Source organism: Methylorubrum extorquens, from assembly GCF_024169925.1.
GTDB lineage: Bacteria > Pseudomonadota > Alphaproteobacteria > Rhizobiales > Beijerinckiaceae > Methylobacterium > Methylobacterium extorquens_A.
The window spans coordinates 4,914,369-4,930,681 of sequence record NZ_JALJXF010000001.1 but is presented as its reverse complement, the minus strand read 5'-3'; the positions used below and the strand labels follow the sequence as shown (position 1 = coordinate 4,930,681).

At 66.9% G+C, this 16,313-nt stretch carries 14 protein-coding genes; 8 read left to right on the top strand and 6 right to left on the bottom strand.

Features of this window, described 5'->3' with window-relative positions; all coding sequences use genetic code 11:
* Nucleotides 1–87: 87 nt before the first annotated feature.
* The 6 genes from trxB to aat all read left to right on the top strand — a co-directional run bounded on the left by trxB (nt 88) and on the right by aat (nt 5,692).
* On the top strand, nt 88–1,062 hold the full coding sequence (trxB, locus tag J2W78_RS22955) for a thioredoxin-disulfide reductase (protein ID WP_253373873.1): 975 nt from the start codon (nt 88–90) through the stop codon (nt 1,060–1,062).
* A gap of 341 nt (nt 1,063–1,403) precedes the next feature.
* Nucleotides 1,404–2,294, top strand: a complete 891-nt coding sequence (locus J2W78_RS22950) for a LysR family transcriptional regulator (protein WP_003598214.1) — start codon at nt 1,404–1,406, stop codon at nt 2,292–2,294.
* 116 nt (nt 2,295–2,410) lie between these two features.
* Nucleotides 2,411–2,866, top strand: a complete 456-nt coding sequence (aroQ, locus tag J2W78_RS22945) for a type II 3-dehydroquinate dehydratase (RefSeq protein ID WP_056205087.1) — start codon at nt 2,411–2,413, stop codon at nt 2,864–2,866.
* 18 nt (nt 2,867–2,884) lie between these two features.
* Nucleotides 2,885–3,355, top strand: a complete 471-nt coding sequence (gene accB, locus J2W78_RS22940; protein WP_253373872.1) for an acetyl-CoA carboxylase biotin carboxyl carrier protein — start codon at nt 2,885–2,887, stop codon at nt 3,353–3,355.
* Nucleotides 3,356–3,365: 10 nt separating this feature from the next.
* Entirely contained in the window at nt 3,366–4,733 is a 1,368-nt protein-coding gene (accC, locus tag J2W78_RS22935; RefSeq protein ID WP_253373871.1) for an acetyl-CoA carboxylase biotin carboxylase subunit, read from the top strand.
* A 284-nt stretch (nt 4,734–5,017) separates the two neighbouring features.
* Nucleotides 5,018–5,692: a leucyl/phenylalanyl-tRNA--protein transferase gene (gene aat / locus J2W78_RS22930; RefSeq protein ID WP_253374120.1), complete on the top strand. Its 675-nt coding sequence runs from the start codon at nt 5,018–5,020 to the stop codon at nt 5,690–5,692.
* A 115-nt stretch (nt 5,693–5,807) separates the two neighbouring features.
* Here the strand turns inward: aat and J2W78_RS22925 are convergent, their stop codons facing one another.
* Complete coding sequence (locus J2W78_RS22925) at nt 5,808–6,428, bottom strand: TetR/AcrR family transcriptional regulator (RefSeq protein WP_253373870.1); 621 nt, start codon at nt 6,426–6,428, stop codon at nt 5,808–5,810.
* Between the two features lie 46 nt (nt 6,429–6,474).
* Between J2W78_RS22925 and J2W78_RS22920 the strand changes: the two genes are divergently transcribed.
* Nucleotides 6,475–6,954 carry a DUF4188 domain-containing protein gene (locus J2W78_RS22920; RefSeq protein ID WP_253373869.1) on the top strand — a complete coding sequence of 160 codons (480 nt, stop codon included), beginning with the start codon at nt 6,475–6,477 and terminating at the stop codon, nt 6,952–6,954.
* 6 nt (nt 6,955–6,960) lie between these two features.
* Here the strand turns inward: J2W78_RS22920 and J2W78_RS22915 are convergent, their stop codons facing one another.
* Nucleotides 6,961–7,620, bottom strand: coding sequence for a DUF2155 domain-containing protein (locus tag J2W78_RS22915; RefSeq protein ID WP_253373868.1), 660 nt, complete (start codon nt 7,618–7,620; stop codon nt 6,961–6,963).
* Nucleotides 7,621–7,794: 174 nt separating this feature from the next.
* Nucleotides 7,795–8,211 carry an NADH:ubiquinone oxidoreductase subunit NDUFA12 gene (locus J2W78_RS22910; RefSeq protein ID WP_253373867.1) on the bottom strand — a complete coding sequence of 139 codons (417 nt, stop codon included), beginning with the start codon at nt 8,209–8,211 and terminating at the stop codon, nt 7,795–7,797.
* 519 nt (nt 8,212–8,730) lie between these two features.
* On the opposite strand from J2W78_RS22910, the gene J2W78_RS22905 reads away from it, so the two are divergent.
* A complete protein-coding gene (locus J2W78_RS22905; RefSeq protein WP_253373866.1) occupies nt 8,731–12,462 on the top strand; it encodes a vitamin B12-dependent ribonucleotide reductase in 3,732 nt (1,243 codons plus the stop codon).
* Nucleotides 12,463–12,650: 188 nt separating this feature from the next.
* Here the strand turns inward: J2W78_RS22905 and rsgA are convergent, their stop codons facing one another.
* The 3 genes from rsgA to J2W78_RS22890 form a co-directional block, all read right to left on the bottom strand.
* Nucleotides 12,651–13,685 carry a ribosome small subunit-dependent GTPase A gene (rsgA, locus tag J2W78_RS22900; protein ID WP_253373865.1) on the bottom strand — a complete coding sequence of 345 codons (1,035 nt, stop codon included), beginning with the start codon at nt 13,683–13,685 and terminating at the stop codon, nt 12,651–12,653.
* A 510-nt stretch (nt 13,686–14,195) separates the two neighbouring features.
* Nucleotides 14,196–15,455 carry an extracellular catalytic domain type 1 short-chain-length polyhydroxyalkanoate depolymerase gene (locus J2W78_RS22895; RefSeq protein WP_253373864.1) on the bottom strand — a complete coding sequence of 420 codons (1,260 nt, stop codon included), beginning with the start codon at nt 15,453–15,455 and terminating at the stop codon, nt 14,196–14,198.
* A gap of 74 nt (nt 15,456–15,529) precedes the next feature.
* Nucleotides 15,530–15,949, bottom strand: a complete 420-nt coding sequence (locus J2W78_RS22890; protein ID WP_253373863.1) for a CopG family transcriptional regulator — start codon at nt 15,947–15,949, stop codon at nt 15,530–15,532.
* Nucleotides 15,950–16,313: the final 364 nt, after the last annotated feature.

Below are 16,313 nucleotides of genomic sequence, written 5' to 3'. Positions count from 1 at the left end.
CTCGTGTCAGACTGCGCGCGAGGCTACACAAACAACGGACGGCCGGCGCCCAAGGATCGGGACGCCCGCCGACAGGAGACGGCACAGATGGCCCATACCCATGCGAGGCTCGTCATCATCGGCTCGGGACCGGCCGGCTACACCGCCGCGATCTACGCTGCCCGCGCCATGGTCGAGCCCCTGCTGATCTCGGGCTTCCAGCCGGGCGGCCAACTGATGATCACGACCGATGTCGAAAATTATCCGGGCTTCGCCGACGCGATCCAGGGCCCCTGGCTGATGGAGCAGATGCGGCTCCAGGCCGAGCATGTCGGCACGAAGATTGTCTCGGAATACATCACGAGCGTCGATCTCAACGTGCGCCCGTTCCGGCTGGAGGCTGATTCCGGCGAGACCTACACCTGCGACGCGCTCATCATCGCCACCGGTGCCCAGGCGAAGTGGCTCGGCCTGCCCTCGGAGGCGAAGTTCCAGGGCTTCGGCGTCTCGGCCTGCGCCACCTGCGACGGCTTCTTCTTCCGCGGCAAGGACGTGACCGTGGTCGGCGGCGGCAACACCGCGGTCGAGGAGGCGCTGTATCTGGCCAACCTCGCCAAGTCGGTCACCGTGATCCACCGCCGCGGCGAGTTCCGGGCCGAGCGCATCCTGCAGGAGCGCCTGTTCAAGCACGCCAACGTCACGGTGAAGTGGCACCACGCGGTGGAGGAAATCTGCGGCTCCGACACGCCACCCTCCGTCACGCATCTGCGCCTGAAGGATCTGCGCTCCGGAGCGATCGTCGAGCAGCCCACCGACGGCCTGTTCGTGGCGATCGGCCACCAGCCGGCCACGGGGATCTTCGAGGGCCAACTGCCGATGCGGCACGGCGGCTACATCACCGTGACGCCGGGCACCACCGAGACCGAGATCCCGGGCGTGTTCGCGGCCGGCGACGTCACCGACGACGTCTACCGTCAGGCGATCACCGCGGCCGGCATGGGCTGCATGGCCGCGCTGGAGGCGGAAAAGTTCCTGGCCAATCTCGACGTCGGCGAGAGCCCGGCCAAGGCGGCGGCCGAGTAGGCGGCCGGCTTTCGGGCGTTTTGCGGACGTTTTAAGTACTGTTCAAAAGAACGCCCGCTTCGCCATCGTGTCGGACATCGAGACCGACCGGGAACAGACGCAGTCAAAGCATTCAAGACGTTGTCTGATACGCATTTCCCTGTTGATGGCGGAAATGACGCAACCAAATTGTAAGGTTGTCGTCCTAACCTGAAAGCTGCGGGAGCCGGAAGGTTTCACGAAAGAAGCCTTTCGCCGGGTACGGCAGGGCAACAGACTGGCGTCGTGCAACGCCCGAAGGTCGCGGCCGCCCGTAGGGGCGGACTGCGACGGGCCGACCTCGACGGGCGGGAGTGACGGCCTTGGATTGGGACAAGATCCGGATTTTCCTCAACGTCGCGGAGGCCGGCAGCTTCACGCGGGCGGGCGACGACATCGGCCTCAGCCAATCGGCGGTGAGCCGGCAAATCAGCGCCCTCGAGCGGGAGTTGAAGGCGCCGCTGTTCCACCGGCATGCCCGGGGCCTGATCCTGACCGAGCAGGGCGATCTGCTGTTTCGCGCCGCGCGCGACATGAAGCTGAGGCTGGAGAACACCCGCGCCCGCCTCGTCGAGACCAGCGAGCGCCCCTCCGGTGACCTGCGCGTGACGACGACGGTGGGCCTGGGCACCTCCTGGCTGTCACAGCGCGTCTCGGAATTCCTCGACCTCTATCCGGATGTGCGGATCGAGCTGGTTCTCACCAACGAGGAGTTGGACCTCGCCATGCGCGAGGCCGACATCGCGATCCGCATGCGCCGCCCGGCCCAGCCCGACCTGATCCAGCGGCGGCTTTTCACGGTGCACTATCACGCTTTCGCGAGCCCCGATTACGTCAAGCGCTTCGGCGAGCCCAAGACCATCAGCGACCTCGATGAGCACCGCCTCGTCTCGTTCGGCGGCAACGAGCCGTCCTATCTGCTCGCGACCCACTATCTCGCCAGCATCGGCCGCGAGGGGGACGAGCGCCGTCCGGTCCACTTCACGGTCAACAACATCACCGCCCTCCACAAGGCGATGGAGGCGGGCGTCGGCGTCGGCATCCTGCCGGACTACGCCGTCGACGGGAACGAGAGCCTCGTCCAGGTGCTGCGCGAGAGCGAAATGCCGACGATGGAGAGCTATCTCGTCTATGCCGAGGAGATGCGCTCGGTCGCCCGCGTCCAGGCCTTTCGCGATTTCCTCGTGAACAAGGCACAACGCTGGACTTATTGAAAGCTTGGCCGGACAACCGGCCGGCAACCGCCCTTGTCGCGCACCGACGCACTCGTCTAAGACCGCCCCTCCTGCCGGGCGGTTCGCGAAGCCTCCGGCCGACGCAGCCGGACGGCATGATCGCGATTCACTGCCTCAACGGGCCGAACCTCAATCTCCTGGGCCAGCGCGAGCCGGGCATCTACGGCGCCGCCACGCTTGCCGACATCGAGCAAAACCTGCGGGAGCAGGCGGCTCGCCTCGATATCGCCCTGACCTTCCGTCAGACGAATCACGAGGGCGAACTCGTGACGTTCGTGCAGGAGGCCGGTGCCGCCGGGGCCGGGGTGCTCATCAACGCCGCCGCCTACACGCACACCTCGATCGCGCTCCGTGACGCGATCAAGGGGTCGGGGGTGACGGCGGTGGAGATCCACCTCTCCAACGTCCATGCCCGCGAGGACTTCCGCCACGTCTCGCGGATCGCACCGGTCTGCGCCGGTTTGATTTCGGGCTTCGGTGCCCACAGTTACGTCCTGGGGCTCGACGCCCTCGCCCATCTCCTGCGCGGACGCACCCCGTCCGCCTCCTGACCTCAGAACTACGAGCCGATGGCCAAGAACGAACCCTTCGATCCCGAACTGGTGCGCGAACTCGCCCGGATGGTCGCCGAGACCGATCTGACCGAGATCGAGGTCGAGAAGGGCGATCTGCGCATCCGCGTCGCCCGCAAGATCGAGACGGTCTCGGTTCAGGTCGCGCCCGCCGCCCCGGCCGCTGCGGCGGCACCGGTCGCGGCGCCGCCTGCTGCCCTGGCGCCGGCCCCCGCCAAATCCGGCGCGGGCCATCCCGGCGCCGTGCCGTCGCCCATGGTCGGCACCGCCTACCTGCGCCCCTCGCCGGACGCCAAGCCGTTCATCGAGATCGGCACGAAGGTCCAGGCCGGCGACAAGCTTCTGCTGGTCGAGGCCATGAAGACCTTCAACGAAATCGTCGCGCCCCGCGCCGGTACGGTGACCGCGATCTTCATCGAGGATGGGATGCCGGTCGAGTACGGCGAAGCCCTCCTCGTTCTCGAGTAGCCTCCCCGCGATGTTCGACAAGATCCTGATCGCCAACCGCGGCGAGATCGCACTCCGCATCCTGCGGGCGGCGAAGGAGCTCGGTATCGCCACCGTCGCGGTCCACTCGACGGCGGATGCCGACGCCATGCATGTGCGGCTGGCCGACGAGAGCGTCTGTATCGGCCCGCCGGCCGCCCGCGACAGCTACCTCAACATCCCCTCGATCATCGCCGCCTGCGAGATCACCGGGGCGGACGCCGTGCATCCCGGCTACGGCTTCCTGTCGGAGAACGCCCGGTTCGCCGAGGTTCTGGCGCATCACAACATCGGCTTCATCGGCCCCAAGGCCGAGCATATCCGCATCATGGGCGACAAGATCGAGGCCAAGCGCACCGCCAAGCGCCTCGGCATTCCCTGCGTTCCGGGCTCGGAGGGCGGCGTCACCGATCCGGACGAGGCCAAGCGCGTGGCCGCCGAGATCGGCTATCCCGTGCTGGTGAAGGCGGCCTCCGGCGGCGGCGGACGTGGCATGAAGGTCGCCCGCTCGGAGAGCGAGCTGGAGCAGGCCCTCGATATGGCCCGCACCGAGGCCAAGGCCGCCTTCGGCGACGATGCGGTCTACCTCGAAAAGTACCTGACCAAGCCCCGCCACATCGAGGTGCAGATCCTCGGCGACGGCAAGGGCCACGCCGTGCACCTGGCCGAGCGCGACTGCTCGCTCCAGCGCCGTCACCAGAAGGTCTGGGAGGAAGGCGGTTCGCCGGCCCTCAACGAGGCGATGCGCGCCGAGATCGGCGGCATCTGCGCCAACGCCATGCGCGAACTCGGCTATCTCGGCGCCGGCACCATCGAGTTCCTCTACGAGGACGGGCGGTTCTACTTCATCGAGATGAACACCCGGATTCAGGTGGAGCACCCCGTCACAGAGATGATCACCGGGATCGATCTCGTGAACGAGCAGATCCGGGTCGCCGCCGGCGGCGGCTTGTCGGTGGTTCAGGAGGACATCAAGGTCGAGGGCCACGCCATCGAGTGCCGGATCAACGCCGAGCACCCTTCGACCTTCCGGCCCTCGCCGGGGCTGATCACCTACTTCCACCCGCCGGGCGGTCTCGGCGTCCGGGTCGATTCGGCCGCCTTCCAGGGCTACCGGATTCCCTCAAACTACGACTCGCTGATCGGCAAGCTGATCGTGCACGGGCGCACCCGCAACGAGTGCCTGATGCGCCTGCGCCGGGCGCTGGACGAGTTCGTGGTCGACGGCATCGACACCACGCTGCCGCTGTTCCGCACGCTGGTGCGCAATGCCGACGTGCAGAACGGCCTCTACGACATCCACTGGCTCGAAGGCTTCCTGGCCCGCGAGGAATTATCCGAGACCGACCAGAGACGCTGAACGGCGGCGACACGTTCCTCGTCGATCGACTGCCGGTCCCGTTGCGGGCCGGCTGTTTCTGACCATCGACCGTCATTCCGGGGCCGCGCAACGGAACCTGGGATCCATCCGTGATGCGTCGCCGAAGCTGGGCGTAGAGCTCAATCGTGGATTCCGGGTGCGCCTTCGGCGCCCCGGAATGACAGCGGAGAATGCTTTTCGAGACGGTCAGGGACCGCGCTCCGATGCCCGTCCGCGACGTGATGGGTCTGGCGTTCCGCCTCCGCCGGAGCGACAACGCTTCGATGCACGACAGGCCGCCCGTGGACATCACGCCCGACATCCTGCTCAAGGCCTATGCCGCCGGGATCTTCCCGATGGCCGAGGATGCGGACGATCCGACGATCTACTGGGTCGAGCCCCGCGCCCGCGGGGTGCTGCCCCTCGACCGCTTCCACGTGCCCAAGCGCCTCGCCCGCACCGTGCGCTCCGACGGGTTCGAGGTCGTCAGCGACCGGGATTTCGATGCGGTGATCGACGGCTGCGCTGCCCCGCGCCGGGATACGGCCCGCACTTGGATCAACGCCCGTATCCGCGACCTCTACGGCGCGCTGTTCGATCTCGGCCATTGCCACACGATCGAGGTCTACCAAGAGGGGCGCCTCGCGGGCGGGCTCTACGGCGTCTCGCTGGGGGCGGCCTTCTTCGGCGAGAGCATGTTCCACGAGGTGCGCGACGCCTCGAAGGTCGCCCTGGTCCACCTCGTCGCGCGGCTGCGCTCCGGCGGTTATCGCCTCGCCGACACGCAGTTCCTGACCGATCATCTGAGCCAGTTCGGCGTCGAGGAAATGCCGCGCCACATCTACAAGCGCCAGCTCGCCGCCGCGATCACCGAGCGGGCCGAATGGGGTCCGTCGGACCAGGTCTTTCGCGGCGCCGAAGCCCTGGCCGCCCTCGGGATCGGTAGCGCCGAGGCGTAGTTGAAGTTTCGAAAGGGCAAGTCCTTTCGCGCTTCCACTGCAGAGCCCTGGAGGACAGCCGGGGTTACACCCCGGCACCCCGCCAAAGGGATGATCCCTTTGGGATCCCCTTCTCTCATCCAGGAATGGCCTCCAGCCGCAGAAGGCGTCCTACGAGAAAGGCGGCCGCCTGCGGATCGGTCCGCACAGCGTCCCCGAGCAAGCCGTCGATGACGAGCGAGGCGATCCCGTGGACGAGCGCCCAGGACCGCAGGGCCTCGTCGGCGGCGTTTGCGCCCGGCACCAACGCGGCGACCCGCTCAGCCAGCACCGCGTAGGCGGCGGCGGAGGCTTCGCACAGCGCCTGGGGCCGTGATCCGCCGGAGCGCATCCCGCCGAACATCAGGCGGAACAATCCGGGCTGCGCAGAGGCGAAAGCGACATAGGCCGCCCCTTGCGCGTAGAGGGCCTCGCGACCCGCCCCCTCCCCTCCCCGATCCGCCTCCTCCAGCGCCGCGCGCAGCCGCTCGAAGCCGACGATGGCCACCGCCGCAAGCAGGGCATCCTTGTCGGGGAAGTGCCGGTAGGGCGCCATCGCCGAGACGCCCGCCCGGCGCGCGGTCTCGCGCAGGCCGAGCGAGGCCAGATCGCCCCCCTCCTCCAGGATCGACAGACCCGCCGCGACCAGCGCCTCGCGCAGATCGCCGTGATGGTAGCCGCCCTTGGTCGCGTTCGGTTCGCCCTTCGATGTTGACACTGTAAGCAACGCACCTATGATTACACCGTAAACATGGAGGGGTGCCATGCAGACATCGGATAGGCAAGCGGCCGCGAACGCCCGGCCTACGCGGGACTCGGTCGATCTCTCGGCCTATCCGGGTCTTGTCGTGGTCTATCTCGGCTTTCGCGTCGGACGGATGCGGGGCCTGAAGGCGCTGCTCGGCATCGGGCGCGGGCTGGCTCAGATGCAGCGCGAGCGGCCGGATGGGCTGCTGGCGCACGAGAACCTCGTCTACGGCCTCAACCATATCGGCATGCGGCAGTACTGGCGCGATCTGGAAAGCCTGGAGGCTTTCACCCGCTCGGACCCGCACAAGACGTGGTGGCGGGATTTCGGCCGCGATCCGGCCGGCAACGGCTTCTGGCACGAGGCCTACCGGCTCTCGGGCGGGATGGAGGCGATCTATGTCGGCATGCCACGCCCGATCGGGCTCGCGTCCTTCGCCGCCGCCCGCCAGCCGCTCGGGCCGTTCATGACCTCACGGCAGCGGCTGGCGTCGTAGGAATGGCTACCGGAAGATCGCGTCGAAGATCGATTGCGGCTCGCGCGGGGGCGGCGGGGCCGCTGCCGGCCCCTCGTTGTTCGGGAAGAACTTGCGCGAGGGCTTCTGCTTGGGCTGGACCGGCACGCCCCGCGGCCCCTCGACGTCGACCTGACCGTTCTGGTTGACTTGCGAGGCCGTCTTGGTCGGGTCCGCGCCCTTCTTCTTCGGCTTGTCCTGGCGCGAGGCGAGCGCGGGCACGTCCTCCTGCTCCTTCGCCTCGGCGATCACATCGGAGCCGCCCTTACAATCGGTCAGCCACACATCGTAGATCGGGTGCTCGATGGCGTGCAGGCCGGGACTCGACGCGAACATCCAGCCGGTGAAGATGCGCCGGTATTTGCTGTCGAGCGTCACCTCATCGACTTCGAGGAAGGCCGTGGTCTTCGGCGTCTCGGTCGGCGGGCGCGAGTAGCAGACCCGCGGCGTCATCTGCAGCGCGCCGAACTGCACCGTCTCGTCGATGGCGACCTCGAAGGTCACGATCCGGCCGGTGATCTTGTCGAGGCCGGAGAACACCGCGGTCGGGTTCTTGATCTTGTCGGCCGAGGCCGGCAGCGCACAGAGCGCCAGGGCGAGCGTGCCGAGTGCGGTCCGGCGCAGGATCGTTGCAGGGATGCGGCTCAAGGCGCCCTCTTGAGTCTGGCGCCGGCCCTCGCGGCCGGCAAAAGGTGCCGCCGTTCCAACACCCCAAGGGTGGTGGAAAAAGGGCGGCAGGGCCGTGAGCCTCTCAGTTCCGGCCGGGTTACGCGCCGGCCACGACGCGGCCGGTCGTGGTCGGCCCTTGCGCCGCGGCGGGATCTACTCGCCCGGCGCCCACGGCACATAGTCGCCGGTCGCGGCCGGGCGCTGGCCCCAGGAGAGCTGCGAGCCCTTCGGCCGATAGGCCGCCGCCGTGCCGGTGAGGTTCTCCTCATGGGCCTTCTGCCACTCGCGGGGGCGATAATCCTCCTCGCTCGGGGCGACGTCGCCGTTGTGGCACAGCCACGCCCGCCAGCCCGGCGGCACACGGGAGGCGTCGGCATAGCCGTTATAGACCACCCAGCGCCGCTCCGGGCCGACCGAGCGGTCGATCAACGGGCCCAGCGCCTTGTAGTACTTGTTGCCCAGCTCGTCCGAGCCGACGAACTGGCCGCTGCGCGCGGTATAGAGCGCGAGCGACATCGTCTGCCCGTTCCACCAAGTGAAGATGCGCAGCAGCGTGTCCTTGAGGGCCATGATTCCTCCGGCAAGCGACGGACCCGCGGTGCCGTCGCCGCGGTCGTTATGGTCGCCGCGCGCGTATGAGTCCAGCACTCCGGGTCGCTGTCGCATTTACGGCACGCCTCCCCTGTCTCGCGCCGCCGTTAACCCTGTCCGACCCTGCCGCGGGCGGCCAAACGCGCAGCGCTCCCTGTGGACCGAAAAAATTTCCCGGCGGATTCGATCAAGCCGAAAGGCCACTTAGCGAAGCGCCTCGAATATCCACAGATTTATCACGCAGAACACAACATCTAGCGCGGAACACGGGTAGCCGGCACTAGTTATTGACGCAGATGGCCACTCGGACGTAAGGTCCGGGCATCGCTTCGAACGGTTCGGCGGGGTTTGGGAAGAACCCCGTTTTCGCATGGCGGACAGGTCCCCACGTCGTCTGTTGCGGGGCTCCGAATCGGCCGAGGCACATCCGGCTTTTCATCCATGATCCGCGGCCTGCGCCGCGGCACGGGGTCGCTTGGCTCCGAGGGAGAGGGATTCATGCGGTTCGAGCGGCGCTACACCACGGCAGGCCAATCGCCCTACGCAGCCATCGCCTTCCGCAAGGCGGTGAGCGAGATTCGCAACCCGGACGGTTCGATCGTCTTCCGGCTCGACGGCATCTCCGTGCCGGAGAGTTGGAGCCAAGTCGCCGCCGACGTGCTGGCGCAGAAGTATTTCCGCAAGGCCGGCGTCCCGGCCCGCCTGAAGAAGGTGGAAGAGAACAGCGTCCCCTCCTTCCTCTGGCGCGCCGTGCCGGATGAGGCCGCGCTCGCCGAACTGCCGGAGGAAGAGCGCTTCGTTTCCGAGATCTCCTCCACCCAGGTGTTCGACCGGCTCGCCGGCTGCTGGACCTATTGGGGCTGGAAGGGCGGCTACTTCTCCTCGGAGGAGGACGCTTCGGCGTTCCAGGACGAGCTGCGCTTCATGCTCGCCCGCCAGATGGTGGCGCCGAACTCGCCGCAATGGTTCAACACCGGCCTGCACTGGGCCTACGGCATCGACGGGCCGAGCCAGGGCCATTTCTACTGCGACCCGAAGACCGGTGTGCTGACGAAGTCGGCCACAGCCTACGAGCACCCGCAGCCGCATGCCTGCTTCATCCAGTCCGTGCAGGACGACCTCGTCAACGAGGGCGGCATCATGGACCTGTGGGTGCGCGAGGCGCGCCTGTTCAAGTACGGCTCGGGCACCGGCTCGAACTTCTCCATGCTGCGCGGCGAGAACGAAAAGCTCGGCGGCGGCGGCAAGTCGTCCGGCCTGATGTCGTTCCTCAAGATCGGCGATCGGGCGGCGGGTGCGATCAAGTCCGGCGGCACCACACGGCGCGCTGCCAAGATGGTGATCGTCGATATCGACCATCCCGATGTCGAGAACTTCATCGACTGGAAGGTGAAGGAGGAGCAGAAGGTTGCCGCGCTGGTGACCGGCTCCAAGGTCGTCTCCAAGCACCTCACCGCGGTGATGAAGGCCTGCACCCAGTGCGAGGCCGAGGGCGACGCCTGCTTCGACCCCGAGCGCAACCCGGCGCTCAAGCGTGAGATCAAGGCCGCCCGCAAGGCGATGGTGCCGGACGCCTACATCAAGCGCGTCGTGCAGTTCGCTAAGCAAGGCTTCACCAAGATCGACTTCCCCGTCTACGACACCGATTGGGATTCGGAGGCCTACCTCACGGTCGCCGGCCAGAACTCCAACAACTCGGTCTCGCTGACCGACGAGTTCTTGCGCGCGGTGGAAGCGGACGGGCCGTGGAGCTTGACCTCCCGCACCACGGGCAAGGTCGTGAAGACGCCCCAGGCGCGCGACCTGTGGGAAAAGATCGGTGAGGCCGCCTGGGCCTCGGCCGATCCGGGCCTTCACTTCAACACCACGATGAACGACTGGCACACCTGCCCGGAGGGCGGGCGGATCCGGGCCTCGAACCCGTGCTCCGAGTACATGTTCCTCGACGACACCGCCTGCAACCTCGCCAGCGCCAACCTGCTGACGATGTACGATCGTGGGGCCAAGCACTTCGACACGCACGCCTTCGAGCACCTCAACCGGCTCTGGACGGTGGTGCTCGAAATCTCGGTGATGATGGCGCAGTTTCCCTCGAAGGAGATCGCCGAGCTTTCCTACAAGTACCGCACCCTGGGCCTCGGCTACGCCAATATCGGCGGCCTGCTGATGACCATGGGCCTGCCCTACGATTCCGATAAGGGCCGGGCGCTCGCCGGTGCGCTCACCGCGATCATGACGGGCGTGGCCTATGCCACCTCCGCCGAGATGGCGGCCGAACTCGGCACCTTCGAGGCGTATCCGGACAACGCCGGGCACATGCTGCGGGTGATCCGCAACCATCGCCGCGCGGCGCATGGCGAGGCCGCCGGCTACGAAGGCCTGAACGTCGCCCCCGTGCCCCTCGACCACGCCAACATCCCGCAGGCCGATATCGGCGCCCATGCTCGCGCGGCCTGGGACCGGGCGCTGTCGCTCGGCGAGCAGCACGGCTACCGCAACGCGCAGGCCACCGTGATCGCGCCGACCGGCACGATCGGCCTCGTGATGGATTGCGACACCACCGGCATCGAGCCCGACTTCGCCCTGGTGAAGTTCAAGAAGCTCGCCGGCGGCGGCTACTTCAAGATCATCAACCAAGCCGCCCCCGACGCCCTGCGGGCGCTGGGCTACCGCGAGGCCGAGATCGCCGAGATCGAGGCTTACGCCGTCGGCCACGGCTCCATGGGCCAGGCCCCCGCGATCAACCCAGGGTCGCTCCGCGCCAAGGGCTTCACCGACGACAAGATCGCGGCGGTGGAAGCCGGGCTGAAGTCGGCCTTCGACATCAAGTTCGTGTTCAACCGCTGGAACCTCGGCGACGACTTCCTCAAGGACACCCTCAAGGTGCCCGCCGAGAAGCTGGCCGACCCGACCTTCGAGTTGCTCCCCTTCCTCGGCTTCTCGAAGCGCGAGATCGAGGCCGCCAACACCCATGTCTGCGGAGCGATGACGCTGGAGGGCGCGCCCTTCCTCAAGCTCGAGCACTACGCGGTGTTCGATTGCGCCAACCCCTGCGGGCGCACCGGCAAGCGCTACCTCTCGGTCGAGAGCCACATCCAGATGATGGCCGCGGCGCAGCCCTTCATCTCGGGGGCGATCTCCAAGACCATCAACATGCCCAACGACGCCACGGTGGAGGATTGCAAGGCGGCGTACCTGCTGTCCTGGCGCCTCGCGCTGAAGGCGAACGCCCTCTACCGTGACGGCTCCAAGCTATCGCAGCCGCTCAACTCGGCGCTGATCGCCGATGACGAGGAGGAGGCCGACGAGGCTCTTGAGGCGATCATCCAGGCCCCGGCCGCCGCCAAGGCGACGGCGGCGGCGGAAAAGATCGTCGAGCGGGTGATCGAGCGCATCGAGCGGATCCGCTCGCGCGAGAAGATGCCGGATCGCCGCAAGGGCTACACCCAGAAGGCGGTCGTCGGCGGGCACAAGGTCTACCTGCGCACCGGCGAGTACGACGACGGGCGGCTCGGCGAGATCTTCATCGACATGCACAAGGAGGGCGCGACCTTCCGGAGCTTGATGAACAACTTCGCCATCGCGATCTCGCTCGGCCTCCAATACGGCGTGCCGCTGGAGGAATACGTCGAGGCCTTCACCTTCACCCGCTTCGAGCCGGCGGGCTTCGTGCAGGGCAACGACGCGATCAAGAACGCGACCTCGCTGCTCGACTACGTGTTCCGCGAACTGGCCGTCTCGTATCTCGGACGGACCGACCTTGCCCACGTCAACCCGGCCGAGATCGGCGGCACGGTGCTCGGCGGCGGCGAGGGCGACACCACCCGCGAGACGGGTAAGCCGGCCCCGGCCGCCTCGGCGGTGGTCTCCCGCGGCCTGCTGCGCGGCTCGGCCGATCGGCTCACCCTGATCCAGGGCGGCCCGTCGGGCGCGACGATGGGTGTCGCCGCGGCTGCCACGGGCCAGACGGCCCCGGCCGGCGGCACGGTCCACGCTGTGCTGGGTGCGACCGCCCTGAAGGCGGAGCCTCAGGGCCTCGGCAGCATCGAGGCGCTGCCCTTCGCCAAGCCGGAGCCGAAGGCGGAGCGCAGCGTCGCCGACCGCAGGGCCGAAGCGAAGATGAAGGGCTATGTCGGCGAGGCCTGCCCCGAATGCGCGAACTTCACGCTGGTCCGCAACGGCACCTGCCTGAAGTGCGACACCTGCGGAAGCACAACAGGGTGCTCCTGAGGCACCGGCACGCGTTCGGTTTCAACGGGTATAGGCGGAAGCATAGAATGACCCAACGGAGCCGAAGCGCAGGTTGGTTCAAACCATAAGATTGAATTGCACGAAGGGCGCGCAGTGATCACTGCGCGCCCTTCGTGATGTGAAACTGCCTGCACGATCGTCCGATGCCTCATCGAGGCGGCATGGATCTACCCGCCGGCACTCCGCCGGCCGCGCGGGCCCGTGGGGGTTGGCGTGTTGTCGCGGTTTTCGGTGAGAAGCTTTCGCCAACGCGTCAGCCGCTCCGGGTCGAGCCTGCCGTCCGCGACCGCGGCCTGCGCGGCGCAGCCGGGCTCGTGCGCGTGCGTACAGTCGCGGAACCGGCACGAGGGCGCGAGTTCGGTGATCTCGGCGAACAGGGTCGCGATCCCGTCCGCAGCGCCGCTGACATGCAGTGTCCGCATCCCCGGCGTGTCGATCACCCAGCCGCCCCCCGCAATGGCGTGCAGGGAACGCGACGTCGTGGTATGACGGCCCTTGGCGTCGTGCTCGCGAATGCCTCCGGTCTCTTGAGGAAGCTCCTGCCCTGGACCGGCCAGCGTGTTCACCAGCGTTGATTTGCCGACACCGGAAGAGCCGACCAGCGCCACGGTCTGTCCCACCCCGCACCACGCGGCCAAGGTGCTTGCCGCCGTCGGTAGGCGGGGATTGACGGTTATGACGTCGAGCCCGCGCTGCAACGCGGCCGCCTGGTTGCGATAGGCGTCAACATCGGCTGCCATGTCGGCTTTGGTGAGCAAGATCACCGGATTCGTGCCGCCCTGATTGGCCAGTGCCAGGTAGCGCTCCAGTCGAGCCTGATTGAAATCGGCATTGCAGGAGGTGACGATGAACAGCGTATCGACATTGGCTGCCGCGGGCTGCAGGGTTCTGCTGCCTTCGACGCGTCGCTCCAGCACCGTCCGACGGTTCAAACGGCGGTGGAGCATCCGGGTCTGGGGGTGAACCAGCACCCAATCGCCCACGGCGAAATCCCCGGTGTTGGTATGAACAGGAAGGTCCAGCTTGACCGATCCGGTCTCCGACAGGGCGGTCAGGCGTGAGCGGTGAACCGTGGCGATCCGCATCGGGGCGAGATCCGTCTCGTGCGGTTCACGCTGCTCCTCGAAGAAGGCGAGCCAACCCAGGCTCGCAAGCGGCACAGGCGGGAGAAGTTCGGGATGATCGGTCACCGGCCTGCACATGACATGGCGTCGGTCTCGTGACCAGCGCCCCTCACCATGGCACGCTTCCCACAGGCGATCAGCTCATGCCGAATCCGTTTGATCCCTTAGGGATGGCGGATTTGGGCTTCGGCGTGATGGGATCCCTCCTCAGGCGCCGCGCGGGCTTGCTGATACGGCCCCCGCTTGGATCAAGCGGAAGCCGTATCAGTCGGCATCCCGTGTCTCGTACCTCGGCCCGCGACAGGTAGGGCTCGGTCGCTTGGCCGACTTGCAACCTGCAGATCTTGCATCGAGAAAGGCCCGCCCGCCGATCACAACCGAGAGACCGCAGCTGGTGCTGATGGTCTACGTATTGCGCGGCCGCCGGCACGTTCGGGCTGGCAGCCGCGCAGCATCGCGGCCTTCTCAGGCAGATCGGTATTCCATGCCTAGACTATCATCCTTGATATCGAATCCAGGGCGATAATCTAAATTATTGTCTTTGCATCATTTTTCCGAAAGCCGGCAACCACATTTCGGAATGATGCTTTAGAGTTGTGCCGTATCACTTGCGCCTGTGTGCGCCATGAAGAAGCGCATCATCTCGCGGCTGGCGTCGGGACCGCGCGGATCCGTGTAGGTGCCATTCGCGCTTCCGCCGGACCAGGCATGGCCCGCTCCATGCAGAACCCACTGCTCCAACACCTCGCGTCCGGATTGATCGGACTGGACGCTCCGGGTGTAGGCCATGCCACCCGGACTTTCCCCGCGGGTGACGACCTTCTTCAAGGCTCCGTCCGGCTTGGCCTGGGCGATGATACGGTCGCCGTTGGATGCGTTGACGGTGCGATCCGCATCGCCGTGGAAGACGATGGTGGGGACCGACGCGCGCATTCCCAGCGGCTGGGCCGTCCCGCCGCCGTTCATAGCAGCAAAGGCGGAGGGCATATCCTTGGCCGCACCATAGGGCAGACCGGAGTGGACGCCGATCGCCGCGAACAGATCGGGGTAGGTCGCCGCCATGATCGCGGCGGCCGCTCCACCGGCGGACAGTCCCGCGATGTAGACCCGTCCGGAATCGGCCGAGAACTCGCGGACGACTTCTTGAGCAATTCCCGCGATCAGCGAAGGCTCGCCCGCGCCGCGCTGCTGATCGGCCGCGTTGAACCAGTTCCAGCACTTCTGCATGTTGGCCGATTGAGGCTGGCCGGGATAGGCCACCAAGAAGGTCTGCTCTTCGGCAAGCTCGTTCATCCGCGTCCCGGACGCGAAGTCATCGGGCGACTGGGTACAGCCGTGCAGCATGACGACGAGCGGAAGCGCTTGGCCGGTATAGCCGCTCGGGACATAGACCTTGTACGTCCGGCTGCCCGCCGCATTGGAGAAGGTCCGCTCCTCGTATCGAGCCCCATCCGGTACCGGGATGGGGGATCGCTGAGGCGATCCGAGGCCATCCCCGAGGCCGGGGATCGCGCCCATCTTGGGAAAGCGCTCGCGCAAGGACCGCAGGGTCTCCGCAAGCCCCTGTCGGTCCGAGGCATCGGTCCGGCCAGAGGGGGCTTCGCTGTCGGTCCCTTTTCCGAAGCCCGGCGCGGTCCACGCTTCACCCGCGGTCCGAGGCGCGACCATGTCGATCGTCGGCCATGATCGCGCGGTGCGGCCGTTCTTGCCGGGCCCACCCTCTGGCGCGTTCGCTTGCGGCTTGGCGTTGGCCGAGCGCCCCTGAAGGAGGGCCATGGCTTCGGTGAGCTGGCCGGCGCGGGTGAGACGGGTCACCTCACCCATGTCGATGCCGGAGAATGCGTTCATGATCACGATCCTGAATGAGGTCGGCGGGCCGGGGCGAGGGTTCGGATACGCCCCGAAGGCGTTGAGAGGAGAGATCAGGCCGTACGGTCGGCCAGGGCTGCCTTGACCGCCGGCTTGGCGTGGAAAGCGCCGAGCACTTGCACGGAGGCGATGGCGGCGCGGGCGAGTTCCGGCGTCACATCGGGAGCGATGCTGGCGAGGCCGAGAACCTGGATGTGCAGCGGAGTGCCGGCGTCTCTTGCCGCTTCGAGATCCTGCCGGGTGTAGTGCGAGAGACCCAGGCTGAGCCTCTTGCGGGCCAACGACTGCGTGACGGCATCGCCCTGACGGTCGAGCTGATTGCGCACGGCCGTTCGGATGAAATCGGCGCGATTGGCATAGAAGCCGTCTCGAACCAGCAGATCGACTCGGCCGAGATCGACAAAGCCGAGGTTGATCGTCAGCTTCTCGCTGTCCGGCGCTCTTGGCCGGAGGCCCGGAACGTCATCTACCATCCCACTACCATCCTCAAGCCATCCCGTTGGATGGTCTGAAGATGGTGAGCCCTTGCTGGTATGCAAGGACGGTCCTTCGCCAAATGTCTGGTCACGGGTGTGATGGTGCGGTCTCCCCACCTGCGTGGAGGGAAGCGCTATGGGCCAAACTCTCTGCAGGAGCACACACCGTACGAGACCGTCTGCGAAGCCTGGGCCGCCGGGCCCGATCGGATCGAAGTCATCCCGCGCCAACAATTTCGGAACCAGGCGAATATAGATAAATACTGATAACTACATAAATTTATGAGGCATCGACGGAAGCTCTTCGGTTTGCGCACATCGCCGATCGCAAGCGCCGCAGAACCGCGACGAAAAAAGGGGC

What these genes read in the sequence shown, in the direction of transcription:
- J2W78_RS22905 (WP_253373866.1), top strand. Translation starts at nt 8,731, where the DNA reads ATGCGGTTCGAGCGGCGCTACACCACGGCAGGCCAATCGCCCTACGCA.
- rsgA (WP_253373865.1), bottom strand. Translation starts at nt 13,685, where the DNA reads ATGTGCAGGCCGGTGACCGATCATCCCGAACTTCTCCCGCCTGTGCCG.
- accB (WP_253373872.1), top strand. Translation starts at nt 2,885, where the DNA reads ATGGCCAAGAACGAACCCTTCGATCCCGAACTGGTGCGCGAACTCGCC.
- J2W78_RS22890 (WP_253373863.1), bottom strand. Translation starts at nt 15,949, where the DNA reads ATGGTAGATGACGTTCCGGGCCTCCGGCCAAGAGCGCCGGACAGCGAG.
- J2W78_RS22895 (WP_253373864.1), bottom strand. Translation starts at nt 15,455, where the DNA reads ATGAACGCATTCTCCGGCATCGACATGGGTGAGGTGACCCGTCTCACC.
- trxB (WP_253373873.1), top strand. Translation starts at nt 88, where the DNA reads ATGGCCCATACCCATGCGAGGCTCGTCATCATCGGCTCGGGACCGGCC.
- J2W78_RS22920 (WP_253373869.1), top strand. Translation starts at nt 6,475, where the DNA reads ATGCAGACATCGGATAGGCAAGCGGCCGCGAACGCCCGGCCTACGCGG.
- aroQ (WP_056205087.1), top strand. Translation starts at nt 2,411, where the DNA reads ATGATCGCGATTCACTGCCTCAACGGGCCGAACCTCAATCTCCTGGGC.
- J2W78_RS22910 (WP_253373867.1), bottom strand. Translation starts at nt 8,211, where the DNA reads ATGGCCCTCAAGGACACGCTGCTGCGCATCTTCACTTGGTGGAACGGG.
- aat (WP_253374120.1), top strand. Translation starts at nt 5,018, where the DNA reads ATGCACGACAGGCCGCCCGTGGACATCACGCCCGACATCCTGCTCAAG.
- accC (WP_253373871.1), top strand. Translation starts at nt 3,366, where the DNA reads ATGTTCGACAAGATCCTGATCGCCAACCGCGGCGAGATCGCACTCCGC.